This is a genomic window from Burkholderia sp. HI2761, assembly GCF_002223355.1.
GTDB lineage: Bacteria > Pseudomonadota > Gammaproteobacteria > Burkholderiales > Burkholderiaceae > Burkholderia.
The window spans coordinates 711,294-727,704 of record NZ_NKFN01000001.1 but is presented as its reverse complement, the minus strand read 5'-3'; the positions used below and the strand labels follow the sequence as shown (position 1 = coordinate 727,704).

15 protein-coding genes are annotated in these 16,411 nt (G+C 67.3%); 7 read left to right on the top strand and 8 right to left on the bottom strand.

Annotated features, from left to right (window positions below; translation table 11 throughout):
• Positions 1-16 precede the first annotated feature (16 nt).
• Positions 17-751 carry a PepSY-associated TM helix domain-containing protein gene (locus CFB46_RS03475; RefSeq protein ID WP_089499275.1) on the top strand — a complete coding sequence of 245 codons (735 nt, stop codon included), beginning with the start codon at positions 17-19 and terminating at the stop codon, positions 749-751.
• Between the two features lie 69 nt (positions 752-820).
• On the opposite strand, the gene CFB46_RS03470 is transcribed toward CFB46_RS03475, so the two are convergent.
• The 8 genes from CFB46_RS03470 to CFB46_RS03435 form a co-directional block, all read right to left on the bottom strand.
• A complete protein-coding gene (locus CFB46_RS03470) occupies positions 821-1,846 on the bottom strand; it encodes an XdhC family protein (RefSeq protein ID WP_089499330.1) in 1,026 nt (341 codons plus the stop codon).
• A 254-nt stretch (positions 1,847-2,100) separates the two neighbouring features.
• Positions 2,101-3,507, bottom strand: coding sequence for an amino acid permease (locus tag CFB46_RS03465; protein WP_089499274.1), 1,407 nt, complete (start codon positions 3,505-3,507; stop codon positions 2,101-2,103).
• Positions 3,508-3,720: 213 nt separating this feature from the next.
• Complete coding sequence (gene rqpR / locus CFB46_RS03460) at positions 3,721-4,377, bottom strand: response regulator transcription factor RqpR (protein WP_027785703.1); 657 nt, start codon at positions 4,375-4,377, stop codon at positions 3,721-3,723.
• A gap of 7 nt (positions 4,378-4,384) precedes the next feature.
• On the bottom strand, positions 4,385-5,200 hold the full coding sequence (rqpS, locus tag CFB46_RS03455; RefSeq protein ID WP_089499273.1) for a quorum system sensor histidine kinase RqpS: 816 nt from the start codon (positions 5,198-5,200) through the stop codon (positions 4,385-4,387).
• Positions 5,201-5,615: 415 nt separating this feature from the next.
• The gene (locus CFB46_RS03450) at positions 5,616-6,386 is read right to left on the bottom strand and encodes a ferredoxin--NADP reductase (protein WP_027785701.1); all 771 of its coding nucleotides are present in this window, start codon (positions 6,384-6,386) and stop codon (positions 5,616-5,618) included.
• 309 nt (positions 6,387-6,695) lie between these two features.
• Positions 6,696-7,511: an endonuclease/exonuclease/phosphatase family protein gene (locus CFB46_RS03445; protein WP_027785700.1), complete on the bottom strand. Its 816-nt coding sequence runs from the start codon at positions 7,509-7,511 to the stop codon at positions 6,696-6,698.
• A 5-nt stretch (positions 7,512-7,516) separates the two neighbouring features.
• On the bottom strand, positions 7,517-8,005 hold the full coding sequence (locus CFB46_RS03440; RefSeq protein ID WP_089499272.1) for a hypothetical protein: 489 nt from the start codon (positions 8,003-8,005) through the stop codon (positions 7,517-7,519).
• A gap of 146 nt (positions 8,006-8,151) precedes the next feature.
• Complete coding sequence (locus tag CFB46_RS03435) at positions 8,152-8,880, bottom strand: nitroreductase (protein WP_089499271.1); 729 nt, start codon at positions 8,878-8,880, stop codon at positions 8,152-8,154.
• A gap of 249 nt (positions 8,881-9,129) precedes the next feature.
• Between CFB46_RS03435 and CFB46_RS03430 the strand changes: the two genes are divergently transcribed.
• The 6 genes from CFB46_RS03430 to CFB46_RS03405 all read left to right on the top strand — a co-directional run bounded on the left by CFB46_RS03430 (position 9,130) and on the right by CFB46_RS03405 (position 16,410).
• Positions 9,130-10,110, top strand: coding sequence for an AAA family ATPase (locus CFB46_RS03430; protein ID WP_027785697.1), 981 nt, complete (start codon positions 9,130-9,132; stop codon positions 10,108-10,110).
• Positions 10,111-10,266: 156 nt separating this feature from the next.
• Positions 10,267-11,376 carry an NAD(P)/FAD-dependent oxidoreductase gene (locus CFB46_RS03425; RefSeq protein WP_089499270.1) on the top strand — a complete coding sequence of 370 codons (1,110 nt, stop codon included), beginning with the start codon at positions 10,267-10,269 and terminating at the stop codon, positions 11,374-11,376.
• 153 nt (positions 11,377-11,529) lie between these two features.
• Positions 11,530-11,841 carry a high-potential iron-sulfur protein gene (locus CFB46_RS03420; RefSeq protein WP_089499269.1) on the top strand — a complete coding sequence of 104 codons (312 nt, stop codon included), beginning with the start codon at positions 11,530-11,532 and terminating at the stop codon, positions 11,839-11,841.
• A gap of 190 nt (positions 11,842-12,031) precedes the next feature.
• The gene (locus CFB46_RS03415; protein ID WP_027785694.1) at positions 12,032-13,339 is read left to right on the top strand and encodes an MFS transporter; all 1,308 of its coding nucleotides are present in this window, start codon (positions 12,032-12,034) and stop codon (positions 13,337-13,339) included.
• 321 nt (positions 13,340-13,660) lie between these two features.
• Positions 13,661-15,289, top strand: coding sequence for an ABC transporter substrate-binding protein (locus CFB46_RS03410; protein WP_089499268.1), 1,629 nt, complete (start codon positions 13,661-13,663; stop codon positions 15,287-15,289).
• Between the two features lie 110 nt (positions 15,290-15,399).
• The gene (locus CFB46_RS03405; protein WP_027785692.1) at positions 15,400-16,410 is read left to right on the top strand and encodes an ABC transporter permease subunit; all 1,011 of its coding nucleotides are present in this window, start codon (positions 15,400-15,402) and stop codon (positions 16,408-16,410) included.
• The last annotated feature ends 1 nt before the right edge of the window (position 16,411 follow it).

The following is a 16,411-nucleotide window of genomic DNA, read 5'->3' as shown; positions in this document are numbered from 1 at the left end:
GAATGGATACTTTCGCGTGAACGCGCCCGAAACGATCGACCCGCCCAAGACGGGCATGCCGCGCGCCGGCATCACGGTACTGCACCCGGCGGGCCGCCCGCTGAACGGCGACGAGCTGGCCGCGCGCCGTCAGCGCTCGCGGCGCGCGACCTTCATCAAGTGGCTGCGCAAGGTGCACGGCTGGGTCGGGCTGTGGGGCGCGGTGCTTGGGCTGCTGTTCGGCGTGACCGGCGTGCTGCTGAACCACCGCGCACCGCCGCTGAAGATTTCGACCGGCGAGCCGCAGGTCGAGGAGATGCAGATCGCGCTGCCGGATCCGGTGCCGAAGATGCCCGCCGCGATGACGAAATGGCTGCAGCAGGAGCTGCATTTCGACGGCAAGCCGGGCCGCATGCGCAAGGAACCCGCGCAGGCCGTCGCGTGGGGCGACAAGCGCGTGATGCAGCCCGAGCACTGGCAATTCGGCGTGTTCGGGCCGCACCAGAACCTGCAGGCCGAGTATTGGGTCGGCAACGGCTACGTGTCGGTGAAACGCACGGGCAACACGTTCCTGACGACGCTGAACAACCTGCATCGCGGTGTCGGGATGAATCTCGGCTGGGTGCTGCTGATGGATACGATCGCAGGCTCGCTGATCCTGCTGTCGCTGACGGGCGTGCTGCTGTGGACCGAGCTGAACAAGCGCCGCACGGTCGGCGTCGTGCTGGTGGTCGGTTCGGTTGCCGCCGCGCTGGCGGCCGGCCTGACCTGAGCGACGTCCGCGCCGGGGCAGCGGCATGCGGCCGAGCCCGACCCGAGCGTTACCGCCCGCCGCCGCGGGTCAGAGCCCGCAGGCCGCGCCGCTGTTCGCCGCGATTTCGCGCGCGGCCTTCGCGCCTTCGACCTGCAGGATCGTCGGCAGCGACACGTTGTTCTTCGCGGCGGTGATCTCGGCGAGGATCGAGATCGCGATTTCCGGCGGCGTCCGGCTGCCGATGTAGATGCCGGCCGGCCCGTGCAGCCGGGCCAGTTCCACTTCGTTCAGATCGAATTCGCGCAGCCGCTCGCGCCGCGCCGCGTTGTTGCGCCGCGAGCCGAGCGCGCCCACGTAGAACGCGGGCGTCTTCAGCGCCTCCATCAGCGCGAGATCGTCGAGCTTCGGGTCGTGCGTGAGCGCGATCACGGCCGAACGCGCATCGAGCTTCATGTCGAGCACCGTATCGTCGGGCATCGTGTGGACGACGCGCGTGCCCGGCACGTCCCACGCATCCGTGTATTCCTCGCGCGGATCGCAGACCGTCACCTGGTAGTCGAGCCCGACCGCGATCTGGCACAGATAGCGCGACAACTGGCCGGCGCCGATCACGAGCATCCGGTAGCGCGGCCCGTGGATCGTCACGAGCCGTTCGCCGTCGAAAGCGAGCCCGTCGGTCGCCTGCGCGGGCGACAGCGATGCGCGGCCGGTCGCGAGCGTCATCGTGCGCGTGACGAGGCGGCCGGCCTCGACCTCCGCGCACAGCGCGGCGATCCCGCTGTCGCGCGTGAGCGGTTCGAGCACGAGCTGGATCGTGCCGCCGCAAGGCAGCCCGAAGCGGTGCGCTTCCTCGGCCGTCACGCCGTACTTGAGCGCTTCCGGGCGCGCATCGGCCGCGATGCCGCTCGCATGCACGCGGGCGATCAGGTCGTCCTCGATGCACCCGCCGGACACGGAGCCGACCACCAGGCCGTCCTCGCGCACCGCGAGCATCGCGCCTTCGGGGCGCGGCGACGAGCCCCACGTCTTCACGACCGTCACGAGCAGCACGCGGCGCCCTTCTTCGAGCCAGCGCGCGCTGGATTTCAGTACATCGAGATCGACGCTTTCCATCGTTTTTTCCTGTTGCCGGACGGCCCGCCGCGCGGCGCCGTCGTTCGATGGCGGAATTATGAACCGCGCGGCGCGCGCGTGCAGGCGGCGCGCCGGCGGGTGCAGGCAAATCCGGAGGATCGGGCAAGACATCGCGACGATCGGACAGTGATCGTGCGGTGGCCGAGAGTGCGGGAGAGAGGGGCGTGCGGAGCCGGTGCCGGCCCCGCGTGGGTTCGTCATGGCGCACCGCGGAAGGCGCGCCATGACGGCGCTCAGCGCACGTCGGGGTGGCCGTGCGCGAGCTTCGAGTGGTGCCGCGAGTACAGCGCGTAGATCACGAGGCCGATCACGAGCCAGATGCCGAACGCGGCCCACGTGACGGGCTGCAGGTTCAGCATCAGGAACAGGCACGACGCGACCGCGAGGATCGGCACCACGGGCACGCCCGGGCAGCGGAACGCGCGCGGCAGTTCGGGGTGCGTGCGGCGCAGCACGAGCACGGCGATCGACACCATCGAGAATGCCGCGAGCGTGCCGATGTTGATCAGCTCGGCGAGCACGTTGAGCGGCACGAGCGCGGCGATCAGCCCGAAGAACAGGCCGACCAGCCAGGTCGTCAGGAACGGCGTCGCAAAACGCGGATGCACGCGCGACAGCGCGGCCGGCAGCAGCCCGTCGCGCGACATCGCGAAGATCACGCGCGTCTGGCCGTAGCTCATCACGAGGATCACGGTCAGCATGCCGAGCACCGCGCCGAGATCGATGAAGCCCGCCACCCACTTCGCGCCGGCGACCTGCAGCGCGTACGAGATCGGGTGCGAGATGTTCGCGTACTGGGCCGACGGCACGATGCCGGTCGCGACCGCGGCGACCGTCACGTACAGCACCGCGCACACCGCGAGCGACGCGATGATGCCGATCGGCAGGTCGCGTTTCGGATTCTTCACTTCCTCGGCCGCCGACGACACCGCGTCGAAGCCGATGAACGCGAAGAACATCACGGCCGCCGCGCCGAACACGCCGTTCCAGCCGTGCGGCATGAACGGCTTCCAGTTCGCGGGCGTCACGTGGAACACGCCGACCGCGATCACGAGCAGCACGACCGACACCTTGATGAACACCATGATGTTGTTGATGCGGGTCGACTCGCGGATGCCGATCGACAGCAGCGTCGTGATCACGATCATCACGAGGAACGCGGGCAGGTTGAACCACGTGGTGACGCCTGGCACCGCGCCGGGCGCGGCCGTCAGCACGGCCGGCAGCGACAGCCCGAAGCCCTGCAGCAGCGACTGCAGGTAGCCCGACCAGCCGACCGACACGGCCGACGACGCGAGGCCGTACTCGAGCATCAGATCCCAGCCGATGATCCACGCGACGAGCTCGCCGAGCGTCGCGTACGAATACGTGTAGATCGAGCCGGCGACGGGGATCGTCGAGGCGAACTCCGCGTACGACAGCGCGGCGAGGCCGCACGCGATCGCGGCGATCACGAACGACAGCATCAGCGCCGGGCCGGCCTGGACGGCGCCGGTGCCGGTCAGCACGAAGATGCCGGTGCCGATGATCGCGCCGATGCCGAGGAAGGTGAGGTCGATCGCGCCGAGCGCTTTCTTGAGCCCGGCGGCTTGCGCGCCGGCGATCATGCGATCGACGTTTTTCTTGCGGAAGAGGGACATTGCGGATGAATCGCCGGCACGCGCAGGCACGGCGCGCCAACTAAGTGAAAACCCATAATTTTAGCCGATTTGGCGTGCCAGCCCCGCGGCGGCGCAGCGGCGCGCGGCGCAATCGTCCGATAAAACAAGCGTTTGTGCGCGAAACGGGCGCGGCTGGGCGCGGCCCGGCGTGCGCTGCTACGCCGGATCGGACGAATTCGAGTCGGCCGGGAATCAGGCGCCGGCCGCGGGCGCCATGTCGACGAGCCGGTTGCTCATCACGTAGAACGTGAGTTCCGCGTTGTTCGACAGCCGCATCTTCTCGAGCAGCCGCGACCGATACACGCTCACCGTCTTCACCGACAGCGACAGCGTGTTCGCGATATCGGTGAGCCGCTTGCCCGACGCGAGCATGCAGAGCGTCTGGTATTCGCGATCCGACAGCTTCTCGTGCGGCAGCGGTTCGTTCTCGAACGATACGTATTCGGCGAGCGCCTCGGCCATCGCGGGGCTCACGTACTTGCGGCCGGCCGCGACCTGCTGGATCGCGCCGATCATCTGCGCGGCGTTGACCGTCTTCGACAGGTAGCCGGCCGCGCCGGCCTTCAGCGCGCGCACCGCGTACTGGTCCTCGCGGTACATCGAGAACATCAGCACCGGCGCGCGCGTCGGCTTGCGCTTGAGGCGCTTGAGCACCTCGATGCCGTTCGTGTCGGGCAGCGAGATGTCGAGCAGGATCACGTCGAATTCCTGCTTGTCGACGGCGGCCATCGCGTCGCCGCCGCACTCGGCCTCGGTCACGTCGCGCGCGACGCCGCGGTCGATCAGCAACTGGCGGATCCCTTGCCGGACGATCGCGTGATCGTCCACGAGCAGGATGTTCAGGCTCATCGCGACCTCACGAAAGCGACGTGCGGCGTGCCGCAACGGGCACCGCGAGCAGCGAAGCCCATGCGAAGCGCGCGGTGACGCGCGTGCCGCGGCCGGTCGCCGGCGTGGCCGTCTCGAAGCTGCCGCCGAACGCCTCGCAGCGGGCGCGCATGCCGGCCAGGCCGTAGCCGCTGCGGCGGCGCCGGGCGAAACCGGTCCCATCGTCGGCGACACTCAGCGACAGATATGTGCCGTCGGTGACGATCCGGACGTCGACCGACGTCGCGCGCGCATGTTTCGCGACGTTCGACAGCGCTTCCTGCGCGACGCGGAACACCGCGAGCGCGCTGGCGCCGGCGAGCTGCGTCAGGCGCGCGTCGGCCGCGCACACGAAGCTCGTGCGCAGGCCCGTGCGCGCCGCATGGGTGTCGATCCACGACGACAGCGCGCCGACCATGCCGCCATCGAGTGCCGGCGTGTCGCGCTCGTCGATGAGCCGGCGATTCGCGTCGGTCGCGGCGTCGAGCGCCTGCTGCGCCAGCGTCAGCGCGCGCAGGCAGGCTTCCGGCGCATCGGCCGGCAGCCACGTTTGAACGTTTGCGAGTGCGAAGCGGGCGGCGGTCAATTCGGCGCCGAGCCCGTCGTGCAGCTCGCCGGCCAAATGGCGGCGGGCCGCTTCGTCGGCGGCGAGAAGCTGGGCGGAAAGTGCCGCGATCCGGGCGGCGGACGCGTCGCGCTTCGACGCTTCGTCGGCCATGGGCGGAGTAGCAGCGCGGCCGGGCATGCGCTGCCGTGACGGGAACGGGGCGTGGGCGCCCAAGGGCGCGTTAAGCGACGTATCCATGACTCTCCCTGCTGTCAGAAAGCGGTTCAGACACCGGCTGGCTGCGTGGACTGGCTGCCGTTTCGATGACGGTCGCCGCCAGAGAATCGTTCCATGCCGAAGTAACAAAAGTTACGTCTTGTAACACTTGCATCCGACCCTTGCACCCACATCGGAACGACGACCACGCGGGCCGAATAATATCTCAAAATTTCCGAAAAGGTCATGTCAGGCGGTCATTTAAGGGTAAATGTGAATAATCGGAATGAAGGTGTTGTAGGAAAAACACTGACACCCGAACACCCGGCGATGACGTATCAAAATGTAACTATTTGAGATGGAATGGTCCCAGTTTGTTACGAATTCGCCAAGTGGGGACGAAAAAAAACCGGAGCTTTCGCTCCGGTTCTTGATGATGCGCAAATTGGGGGATCGATCAGTCCACGAATGCGCGCTCGATCACGTAGTGGCCCGGCGCGCTATTCTTGCCTTCGACGAGGCCGGCCTGCTTCAGCAACTCGGTCGTGTCCTTCAGCATCGCGGTGCTGCCGCACAGCATCACGCGGTCGTTTTCCGGCGAGAACGCCGGCACGCCGAGATCCGTGAACAGCTTGCCCGTCGCGATCAGGTCGGTGATCCGGCCTTCGTTGTCGAACGCTTCGCGCGTGACCGTCGGGTAGTAGACGAGCTTTTCCTTGATGATGTCGCCCAGGTACTCGTGGCCCGGCAGGTCGTGCTTGATGTAGTCCATGTACGCGAGCTCGCCCTTCAGGCGGCACGTGTGGGTCAGGATCACCTTGTCGAAGCGGTCGTAGATGTCCGGATCGCGGATGATCGACATGAACGGCGCGAGGCCCGTGCCCGTCGACAGCATCCACAGCGTCTTGCCCGGCAGCAGGTTGTCGGCCACCAGCGTGCCCGTCGGCTTCTTGCCGATCAGCACCGTGTCGCCCACCTTCAGGTGTTGCAGGCGCGAGGTCAGCGGGCCGTTCTGCACCTTGATGCTGAAGAATTCGAGATGCTCTTCGTAGTTCGGGCTGACGATCGAGTAGGCGCGCGCGAGCGGCTTGCCGTCGACTTCGAGGCCGACCATCGTGAATTCGCCGTTGTTGAAGCGCAGGCTCGCCTCACGGGTGCAGGTGAAGCTGAAAAGCGTGTCGGTCCAGTGATGGACGGATTGGACGGTGGCGGTGTCGTATTTGCTCATGGCTTTGAAAACGGACGCGCGTGGCGAACGCGTGTAACGGGCCCAAAAACGGGCAAAAAAACCGAGTGCGACGGCTCGATCGCGGATCGGCCGGCCGGCGCGTCGGACACGCGCCTTCTCGATGACAGACGTTTGAGGAACTCGTTATTTTACCCTGTTGACGCGGATCGCGGGCTTGACCCCCGCGGCTGCGCGGATTTGGCGCAACACAACCTTGCAACGGGCTTTCGGCGATGGGCCGCCCGTTTCGCGCCGGGGCCCAGGCGCTCCGGCGGCGCCGTGACCGAGGGGGCGCGGCCGTCCGGCGGGTTACTGCGGATCGAGGCGCAGGCGCGCGATGTACGGCAGGTGGTCCGACAGCCACGCGGCTTCGCCGGACGGCGCGCGCCATTCGAGCGGCGTCAGGCCGCGCACGAACATCTTGTCGAGCGCGAGCGCCGGCGAGAACGCGGGGAACGTGCGGCCCGATTCGCCGAGGAGCGTCGCGACCTCGGACAGCCCGATCTCGCCGAACAGCGCGACGGAATCGTTGCGCCAGTCGTTGAAGTCGCCGGCGAGCATCAGCGGGCCGTCGCCCGCGTTGCGCTCGATCCAGTGCGCGATCCAGTGCATCTGGCGCAGCCGCGCGGCGCGCGTGAGCGCGAGGTGCGCGCACAGCAGCGTGACCGGGCGCGCGCCCGCCAGCGTCGCGCGCGCGACCAGCAGCCCGCGCCGCTCGAAGCGGTGCGCGGAGATGTCCCAGCGGCCGCCGAGGTCGAGCGGATGCGGCGACAGGATCGCGTTGCCGTGCCGCCACGACGGCTTGAACACGTTCGGCCCGAGCGCGATCTGCCAGTCGAGCGCCTGCGCGATCTCGGTGGCCTGGCAATGCCACACGTCGTCGACCGTGTCGTCCATCGGCGCGCCGAAGCCCGGTGCGAGCATCGGGCGCGGCATGCGACGCGCCATTGCTTCCTGCAGGAAATACACGTCGGCGTGCATCGACTGCATCCAGTTGCGCATCGCGTTCCACGCGGTGAAGCCGAGCGGCGAGCGGCCCTTGTGCAGGTTCCAGCTGACGGCGGTGATTTCGTCGGGCGCGGCGTGCGGTTCGGCGAACGGCAGGGAGAGGGCGTCGGCGGACATGAGGTTCAGTCCTTCGCGACGTGCGCGCGCACGCGGTAGACGAGATGCGGATGCTGCTCGACGAGCGTCCAGTCGGTCCAGGCGTCGCCGCCGACCGACAGGCCGGGGTGGCTCGCGACGATTTGCCGCGGCGACGCGGGCAAGCACGGATCGCCGCGCGTGGCGTTTTCGTCGTCGAGCGTTTCCTGCACGTCGAGCCCGAGCGACACGGTGTTCGCGTTGGCGTCGACGGCGAGCGGGGCGACCGTCACCGAGCGCGAGCGCTCGGTCGGCACGACGCGCGCGGCGTTGCCGCAGCCCACCGGCACGGAGGCCGGATAGCGATGGGTATCGGTGCGGGACTGGCCCACGGTGGTGTTTTGCTGGAACGTGTCGATCGTCTGATCGTCGCGCACCACCTGGATTTCCCATGCGACGACGGCCGGCGCGGGGCTCTGCGCATGGGCGGCGAGCACGACGCTCGCAAGCAGGACGGCCAGGCCGTGTTTCAGCATGAAACGTCTCCGGAAACGCGGGATAGCGGGGAACGGACGCACATCTTACGCCCGATCGATTTCGGTCGCGATGTGACGGGACGTGCCGCGACAGGTTCGCAGCACGATGCGGTCCTGCTCGGCAGGTAAGGCCGCGTCATGCGTTTTCAAGCGAAAAAGCGCGTGAACTCGGCGACCCTCGCGCGCTCGGTGACGAGACGGTTCTCGATCGCGTCGGGGTCGGCATGGCCGAGCGCCATCCCGCAGACGAACTGTTCGTTCGGTGGAATGCCGAGGTGGTCGGCGACGATCCGGTGAAACGGCACGAACGCGGCCTGCGGGCAGGTATCGAGGCCGCGGGCGCGCGCGGCCGTCATCACGCCTTGCAGGAACATCCCGCAATCGAGCCACGCGCCACGTGTCATGACCCGGTCCAGCGTGAAGAACAGCGCGACCGGCGCATCGAAGAAACGGAAATTGCGCCTGTGCTGCGCGTGCATGCGCGCCTTCTCGTCGCGGCGGATGTTCAACAGGCCGTACAGATCCCAGCCGACCTTGCGGCGCCGGTCGATATACGGCGACACCCATTCGCGCGGGTAGTAGTCGTATTCGGCGACGTATTTCTCGTCGCGCGCCGGATCGTCGTAGGCCGCGGTGAGCGCGGTGGCGAGTGCGTCGCGCGTGGCGCCCGTCGCGACGTACACGCGCCATGGCTGGATGTTGGTGCCCGACGGCGCGCGGCTCGCGGCTTCGAGGATCGCCTCGATCGTGTCGCGCGGCACGGGCGTCGGCAGGAACGCCCGGACCGAACGACGCGACTTGAGCGCGGCGTCGACGGCATCGACGGAACGGATCGCGTCGGAGTCGACGCGCGGAGAAGCAGCGGGGACGGACATCGGCAACCCTTCGGGCGAGGCGTCAGGCGAGGTGCGCGGCAGTGTGCGCGCGGCGCGCGGGCGCCATCGGCGAGCCCGGCGCGAGCCTTGTGAATTTTCGATCATACGCCGCGACGCACGAGCGTGCAGCGGGCGCGCGCTGTTAGCAGCAGACGCGCCCGGCTGCTTGCTTGCATGGCGATGCGGGATCGCTACACTGAATTCGTAAGGGTCTGATGAGTGTGTGACGGCAAGTGCAGCGAGGCAGGTATGACGACGGCGATGGTGAAACAGGAACTGGCGGTGGCGTCCTTCAGCACGGTGTACGACCTCGAGCAGGTCGAGACGGCGCTGAGCGACCTGAACGAGAGCGCGAGCGACGCCCTGCGCTCGACCTACGAGAGGATGCTCAAGACGGGGAATCTGCGCTTCTGCGTGAAGCCGAACCGGATGCCGTCGTTCGACGCGCTCGGCGAAGCGTTGCCGAATTTCGGCGAGCCGCTCGATGACGTACGCAAGCAGATCGCGCTGTGTCTCGAAACGGACGACCGGCTCGAACTGATGCCGATCCTGCTGCTCGGGCCGCCCGGGATCGGCAAGACGCATTTCGCGAAGGCGCTCGCGCACCTGCTCGGCACCGCGTACCACTACGTGCCGATGAGTTCGCTGACGGCCGGCTGGATCCTGTCGGGCGCGTCGTCGCAATGGAAGAACGCGAAGCCCGGCAAGGTGTTCGACGCGCTCGTGAACGGCAGCTATGCGAACCCGGTGATCGCGGTCGACGAGATCGACAAGGCCGGCAGCGATGCGCAATACGATCCGCTCGGTGCGCTGTATGCGTTGCTCGAGCACGACACGGCGCGCGCCTTCGTCGACGAATTCGCGGAAGTGCCGATCAACGCGGGCAACGTGATCTGGATCGCGACCGCGAACGATGCGCACGCGATTCCCGAGCCGCTGCTCAACCGGATGAACGTGTACGAGATCGCGCCGCCCGATGCGGCCGGCGCGCGCCGGATCGCGCAGACGATCTACGACGAGATCCGCACGTCGCATGCGTGGGGGCGGCGCTTTCCCGATACGCTCGGCGACGATGCGCTCGACGTGCTGGCCGCGACGCCGCCGCGCACGATGCGCCGCGCGCTGCTGCACGCGTTCGGCGCCGCGCGGCTCGACGGCCGCGACGCGATCGCGCCGGCCGACATCCGCGCCGACGAAGGCGCGGCGAAGCGCCGGCCGATCGGCTTCTGACGCGGCCACGCGCGCACGGCAGCGCGTGCGCGCGTGGCGTTCGTTGCGCGGTGGGCCGCATCGCGCGCGACGCGATGCGCACGCGTTCGGCAAGCGGGCGAACCGGGACGTACAATTCTTCTCTCTCCCTTCGACGCGCGAGCAGCGCGAAAAGCCATGGAGCAGACGGATTGTGTCGTGATCGGCGCGGGTGTCGTCGGTCTGGCGATTGCGCGCGAGCTCGCCGCGCGCGGGCGTGAAACGATCGTGCTCGAGGCCGCCGACGCGATCGGCACGGGCACGAGCTCGCGCAACAGCGAGGTGATTCACGCGGGGCTCTACTATCCGCGCGGGTCGCTGAAGGCGGTGTCGTGCGTGCGCGGGCGCGACCTGCTGTACGAATTCTGCGACACGCATCACGTGCCGCACCGGCGCACGGGCAAGCTGCTCGTCGCGACGAGCGCCGCGCAGGTGAAGCAGTTGACGGCGATCGCCGCGCGCGCGGCCGAAAACGGCGTGCTCGACCTGCTGCCGCTCACGCGTGCGGAAGCGCAGACGCTCGAGCCCGCACTCGAATGCGTGGAGGCGCTGTTCTCGCCGTCGACGGGCATCGTCGACAGCCACCAGTTGATGCTCGCGCTGCTCGGCGATGCGGAACGCGACGGCGCCGTGTGCGCGCTGCAATCTCCGGTCGAAGCGATCGACGTGCTGCGCGGCGGGCGCTTCATCGTGCGCACCGGCGGCGCCGCGCCGGCCGAGATCGACGCCACCTGCGTGATCAACAGCGCGGGCCTCGGTGCGCAGGCGCTCGCGCGCCGCACGCGCGGCCTCGATCCGCGCTGGGTGCCGCCGCTCTATCTCGCGCGCGGCAATTATTTCAGCCTGTCGCGCCGTGCGCCGTTCTCGCACCTGATCTATCCGATGCCCGATCGCGCGGGGCTCGGCGTGCACCTGACGCTCGATCTCGGCGGGCAGGCGCGCTTCGGCCCGGACGTCGAATGGTGCGATTCGCTGCGCTACGAAGTCGATCCGGCGCGCGCGGGCGCGTTCTACACGTCGATCCGCGCATTCTGGCCGGGCCTGCCCGACGATGCGCTGCAGCCGGCGTACGCGGGCATCCGGCCGAAGGTCGCGGGGCCCGGCGAGCCGCCGGCCGACTTCATCGTGCAGGGCGCCGCGCAGCACGGCGTGCGCGGGCTCGTGAACCTGTTCGGCATCGAGTCGCCGGGGCTCACCGCCGCGCTCGCGCTCGCGCAGCGCGTCGGCGACATGGTGTCGCGCGCGTGACGCACGGGCCGCCGCCGTGCGGGCCGGCCGAAACCCGTGTGAAATCCCTTATCTCCGGCATTTCGGCGCGCACATTTGTCCGCTTGGGCGTTATTCTGTCGAACGCCGTCGCGAGAACGGCTTTCAAACCGATAACGTTGGAGCGAGTCCCCCATGAAAACATCCCGTCGGAATTTCCTGATCACGAGCATTGGTGCCGTGTCCGCGCTGGCGCTGTCGCGCGAAGCGCTGGCCGATGCGCCGATGCTGTCGGAAACCGATCCGACCGCGGCGGCACTCGGCTACAAGGCCGATGCCACGAAGGTCGACAAGACGAAGTACCCGAAATACGCAGCGGGCCAGGATTGTGCGGCCTGCATGCTGTACCAGGGCAAGAAGGGCTCGGCTTCGGGCCCGTGCGGCGCGTTCCCCGGCAAGCAGGTGTCGGCGAAGGGCTGGTGCAGCGCTTTCTCGAAGATGGGTTGAGGCCGGTGCGGCATCGTGCGATGCCGCATTGTGGCGGAAACCGCAACACGCTCGCTGTCGTTCGATGGCGGGCGTTTTTTATTGCTTGAAAACGGTTCCGTCGCTTTCTACACTCGCTGCACACCAGCGCGCCGCGGCACTCCGCGCGCCGAACTGCCCGACACGGCGAATCCACGAGGACGAGGCACGCATGGCGACGATTGCGAATTCAACGAAAACGGCCCGGCCCGAGCGTGCGCTGAACCGGCGCGCGGTGGTGGCCGCCGTGATCGGCAATGCGCTCGAGTGGTACGACTTCACGGTGTTCGGCTTCATGACGGTCGTGATCGCCGAGCTGTTCTTTCCCACCTCCAGCGAATACTCGTCGCTGCTGCTCACCACCGCGACGTTCGGCGTCGCGTTCTTCATGCGCCCGATCGGCGGCATCGTGTTCGGGCTGTACGCGGACCGCGCGGGCCGCAAGGCCGCGCTGTCGCTCGTGATCCTGCTGATGACGGCCGGCATCTTCCTGCTCGCGATCGCGCCGCCCTACGCGGCGATCGGCATCGGCGGCCCGATCCTGATCGTGCTCGGCCGGCTGCTGCAGGGCTTCTCCGCGGGCGGCGAATTCGGCAGCGCGACGGCGCTGCTGATCGAAGCGGCGCCGTTCTCGAAACGCGGCTTCTACGGCAGCTGGCAGATGGCGAGCCAGGCGGGCGCGCTGCTGATCGGCGCGCTGGTCGGCGCGGCCGTCACGCGCGGGCTGTCGCCCGACGCGCTGCGCAGCTGGGGCTGGCGCGTGCCGTTCATCCTCGGGCTCGTGATCGGTCCGATCGGTTTCTACATCCGCCGCAATCTCGACGATTCCGAAGCGTTCCTGCATGCGCAGCAGAGCGCGCGCCGAGCGACCCTCGGCGAAGTGTTCACGCGCCACCCGCGCGAGGTGCTGTGCGGGTTCGGCTCGGTGATCGCACTGACCGTGACGATCTACGCGCTGATCATCTATCTGCCGACCTTCGCGGTGAAGCAGCTGCATCTGCCGTACGCCGAATCGTTCTACGCGGGGATCGTCGGCAATCTGCTGCTCGTGGTGCTGTCGCCGGTCGCGGGCGCATGGTCGGACCGCATCGGCCGCAAGGGGCTGTCGTTGTGGTCGCTCGTGCTGACGCTCGCGCTGATGTATCCGCTGTTCGCGTGGCTCGACGCGGCGCCGAGCATCGGGCGGCTGATCGCGGTACAGGCCGTGCTGTCGGTGACGCTCGCGGGCTACTACGGGCCGTTCGGCGCGATGATCGCCGAGCTGTTCCCGGCCAACGTGCGCTCGACCGGGCTGTCGATCGCGTACAACGTCGCGGTGATGCTGTTCGGCGGCTTCGGCCAGTTCATCGTCACGTGGCTGATCAAGGTCACGGGCACGCCGCTCGCGCCGACCTATTACGTGATGGCGGGGCTCGCGTTGTCGATCGTCGCGGTCGCGTTCGTGCCCGCACGCAGCGCCGATCTCGACGCGCCGGCGTGAGCGCATGACGGCTCGAATGCCGTCATCGCATCGTTTCGCAAAATGCAACGATGTCCGGCCAACGATGAAAATCGCGTGCCGAACCTTCGTGTTCGCGTCGGAATTGTTTAGTCGTCGAACGAAACATGCGCGAGATGAGCGGAACGGTCGCTCGCGCGCGTCTTCGCATCTTTCATTCGCGGCAGACATCCGCAAAAACCCGTGCGCACGCGTCTAGAAGAGTTTTTTCTCCAGCTTGTTGCAAAATCGCTAGCTCAAGTAATATCCGCGTACGCCGGCTCCCTGGCGGGGCCGGTTCCGATCTGGAGACCTGGAGGAAACATGGAATACAACCGTCTGTTGCACACCCTGCGTGTTACCGCCATTGCAGGCGTGGCAGCGGCATCGCTCGGCGTCGCGGGCTCTGCATTCGCACAGATCCCGAACAAAACGCTCGTCTACTGCTCAGAAGGCAGCCCGGCGGGTTTCGATTCCGCGCAATTTACGACCGGCGTCGATTTCACCGCCGCCACGTTCACCGTCTACAACCGCCTCGTCGAATTCGAGCGCGGCGGCACGAAGGTCGAGCCCGGCCTCGCCGAGAAGTGGGACGTGTCGTCCGACGGCAAGGTGTACACGTTCCACCTGCGCCACGGCGTGAAGTTCCACACGACCGACTTCTTCAAGCCGACGCGCGAATTCAATGCGGACGACGTCGTGTTCTCGTTCGAGCGCATGCTCGATCCGAACAACGCGTTTCGCAAGGCGTACCCGGTGTCGTTCCCGTACTTCACCGACATGGGTCTCGACAAGCTGATCACGAAGATCGAGAAGGTCGATCCGTACACCGTGAAGTTCACGCTGGCCGAGCCGAACGCGCCGTTCATCCAGAACATGGCGATGGAATTCGCGTCGATCCTGTCGGCCGAATACGGCGACCAGCTGATGAAGGCCGGCAAGGCCGCCGACATCAACCAGAAGCCGATCGGCACGGGCCCGTTCATCTTCCGCAGCTACACGAAGGACGCGACGATCCGCTTCGACGGCAATCCTGATTACTGGAAGAAGGGTGCGGTGAAGCTGTCGAAGCTGATCTTCTCGATCACGCCGGATCCGGGCGTGCGCGTGCAGAAGATCAAGCGCAACGAATGCCAGGTGATGAGCTATCCGCGCCCGGCCGACATCGCGACGCTGAAGGCCGATTCGAACGTCGACATGCCGTCGCAGGCCGGCTTCAACCTCGGCTATCTCGCGTACAACGTCGAGCACAAGCCGGTCGACAAGCTCGAAGTGCGTCAGGCGCTCGACATGGCGATTAACAAGAAGGCGATCCTCGAGTCCGTCTACCAGGGCGCCGGCCAGGCCGCGACCGCGCCGATGCCGCCGACCCAATGGTCGTACGACAAGAACCTGAAGATGGCTGCCTACGACACCGCGAAGGCGAAGGCGCTGCTCGCGAAGGCAGGCTTCCCGAACGGTTTCGAGATCACGCTGTGGGCGATGCCCGTGCAGCGCGCGTACAACCCGAACGCCCGCCTGATGGCCGAGATGATCCAGGCCGACTGGGCGAAGATCGGCGTGAAGGCGAAGATCGTCACGTACGAGTGGGGCGAGTACATCAAGCGCGCGCACTCGGGCGAGCAGGACACGATGCTGATCGGCTGGACGGGCGACAACGGCGATCCGGACAACTGGCTCGGCACGTTGCTCGGCTGCGACGCGATCAAGGGCAACAACTTCTCGCACTGGTGCTACAAGCCGTTCGACGAGCTGGTCCAGAAGGGCCGCACGACGACGGGCCAGGACGCGCGCACGAAGCTCTACACGCAGGCGCAGCAGATCTTCGCGCAACAGCTGCCGTTCTCGCCGATCGCGAACTCGACGGTCTATCAGCCGGTGCGCAAGAACGTGGTCGACATGCGTATCGAACCGCTCGGCTATGCCCGCTTCGACGGGGTTAGCGTGAAGTAACACGCCTGTCGTAAGCTGTCGCGAAGACCGGCTAACTCATCCGGCGGCGGGAGGCCAAAAGCTTCCCGTCGCCGGTCGCACATTTCCCACAAGAAAATACGAGACGCATCATGTTCACATTCGTGTTGCGCCGCGTGGGGATGGTGATCCCGACCTTCATCGGCATCACCATCCTGGCGTTTGCGCTGATTCACCTGATACCGGGCGACCCCATCGAAGTGATGATGGGCGAGCGCGGCGTCGATCCCGCGATGCACGCGGAGGCGATGAAACGCCTCGGGCTCGACGAGCCGCTGCCGCTGCAGTATCTCCACTACATCGGCCGGGCGCTGCACGGCGACCTCGGCACGTCGATCATCACCAACACGAGCGTCGCGGGCGAATTCTTCGCGCGCTTCCCGGCGACCGTCGAGCTGTCGCTGTGCGCGCTCGTGTTCGCGCTCGCGGTCGGGCTGCCGGCCGGCGTGATCGCCGCGCTGCGGCGCGGCTCGGTGGTCGATCACGGCGTGATGGGCACCGCGCTCACCGGCTACTCGATGCCGATCTTCTGGTGGGGGCTGATCCTCATCATGGTGTTCTCGTCGTACCTCGGCTGGACGCCCGTGTCGGGGCGCATCGCGGTCGAATACGACTTCCCGCATCCGACCGGCTTCATGCTGATCGACGCGCTGCTCGCGCCCGACGAAGGCTCGTTCAAGTCGGCGGTGAGCCACCTGATCCTGCCCGCGATCGTGCTCGGCACGATCCCGCTCGCGGTGATCGCGCGGATGACGCGCTCGTCGATGCTCGAGGTGCTGCGCGAGGACTACATCCGCACCGCCCGCGCGAAAGGGCTGTCGCCCGTGCGCGTGGTCGTCGTGCATGCGCTGCGCAATGCGCTGATCCCGGTCGTCACCGTGATCGGCCTGCAGATCGGCACGCTGCTTGCTGGCGCCGTGCTGACCGAGACGCTCTTTTCGTGGCCCGGCGTCGGCAAGTGGCTGATCGATGCGATCGGCCGCCGCGACTATCCGGTCGTGCAGGGCGGCATCCTGTTGATCGCGACGCTCGTGATCGTCGTGAACCTGGTCGTCGACCTGCTGTACGGCGTGCTGAATCCGCGCATCCGCCACACGAGGTAAT

What these genes read in the sequence shown, in the direction of transcription:
- rqpS (WP_089499273.1), bottom strand. Translation starts at nt 5,200, where the DNA reads ATGGATACGTCGCTTAACGCGCCCTTGGGCGCCCACGCCCCGTTCCCG.
- CFB46_RS03445 (WP_027785700.1), bottom strand. Translation starts at nt 7,511, where the DNA reads ATGTCCGCCGACGCCCTCTCCCTGCCGTTCGCCGAACCGCACGCCGCG.
- CFB46_RS03430 (WP_027785697.1), top strand. Translation starts at nt 9,130, where the DNA reads ATGACGACGGCGATGGTGAAACAGGAACTGGCGGTGGCGTCCTTCAGC.
- CFB46_RS03470 (WP_089499330.1), bottom strand. Translation starts at nt 1,846, where the DNA reads ATGGAAAGCGTCGATCTCGATGTACTGAAATCCAGCGCGCGCTGGCTC.
- CFB46_RS03465 (WP_089499274.1), bottom strand. Translation starts at nt 3,507, where the DNA reads ATGTCCCTCTTCCGCAAGAAAAACGTCGATCGCATGATCGCCGGCGCG.
- CFB46_RS03435 (WP_089499271.1), bottom strand. Translation starts at nt 8,880, where the DNA reads ATGTCCGTCCCCGCTGCTTCTCCGCGCGTCGACTCCGACGCGATCCGT.
- CFB46_RS03450 (WP_027785701.1), bottom strand. Translation starts at nt 6,386, where the DNA reads ATGAGCAAATACGACACCGCCACCGTCCAATCCGTCCATCACTGGACC.
- CFB46_RS03410 (WP_089499268.1), top strand. Translation starts at nt 13,661, where the DNA reads ATGGAATACAACCGTCTGTTGCACACCCTGCGTGTTACCGCCATTGCA.
- CFB46_RS03420 (WP_089499269.1), top strand. Translation starts at nt 11,530, where the DNA reads ATGAAAACATCCCGTCGGAATTTCCTGATCACGAGCATTGGTGCCGTG.
- CFB46_RS03440 (WP_089499272.1), bottom strand. Translation starts at nt 8,005, where the DNA reads ATGCTGAAACACGGCCTGGCCGTCCTGCTTGCGAGCGTCGTGCTCGCC.
- CFB46_RS03405 (WP_027785692.1), top strand. Translation starts at nt 15,400, where the DNA reads ATGTTCACATTCGTGTTGCGCCGCGTGGGGATGGTGATCCCGACCTTC.
- CFB46_RS03425 (WP_089499270.1), top strand. Translation starts at nt 10,267, where the DNA reads ATGGAGCAGACGGATTGTGTCGTGATCGGCGCGGGTGTCGTCGGTCTG.
- rqpR (WP_027785703.1), bottom strand. Translation starts at nt 4,377, where the DNA reads ATGAGCCTGAACATCCTGCTCGTGGACGATCACGCGATCGTCCGGCAA.
- CFB46_RS03415 (WP_027785694.1), top strand. Translation starts at nt 12,032, where the DNA reads ATGGCGACGATTGCGAATTCAACGAAAACGGCCCGGCCCGAGCGTGCG.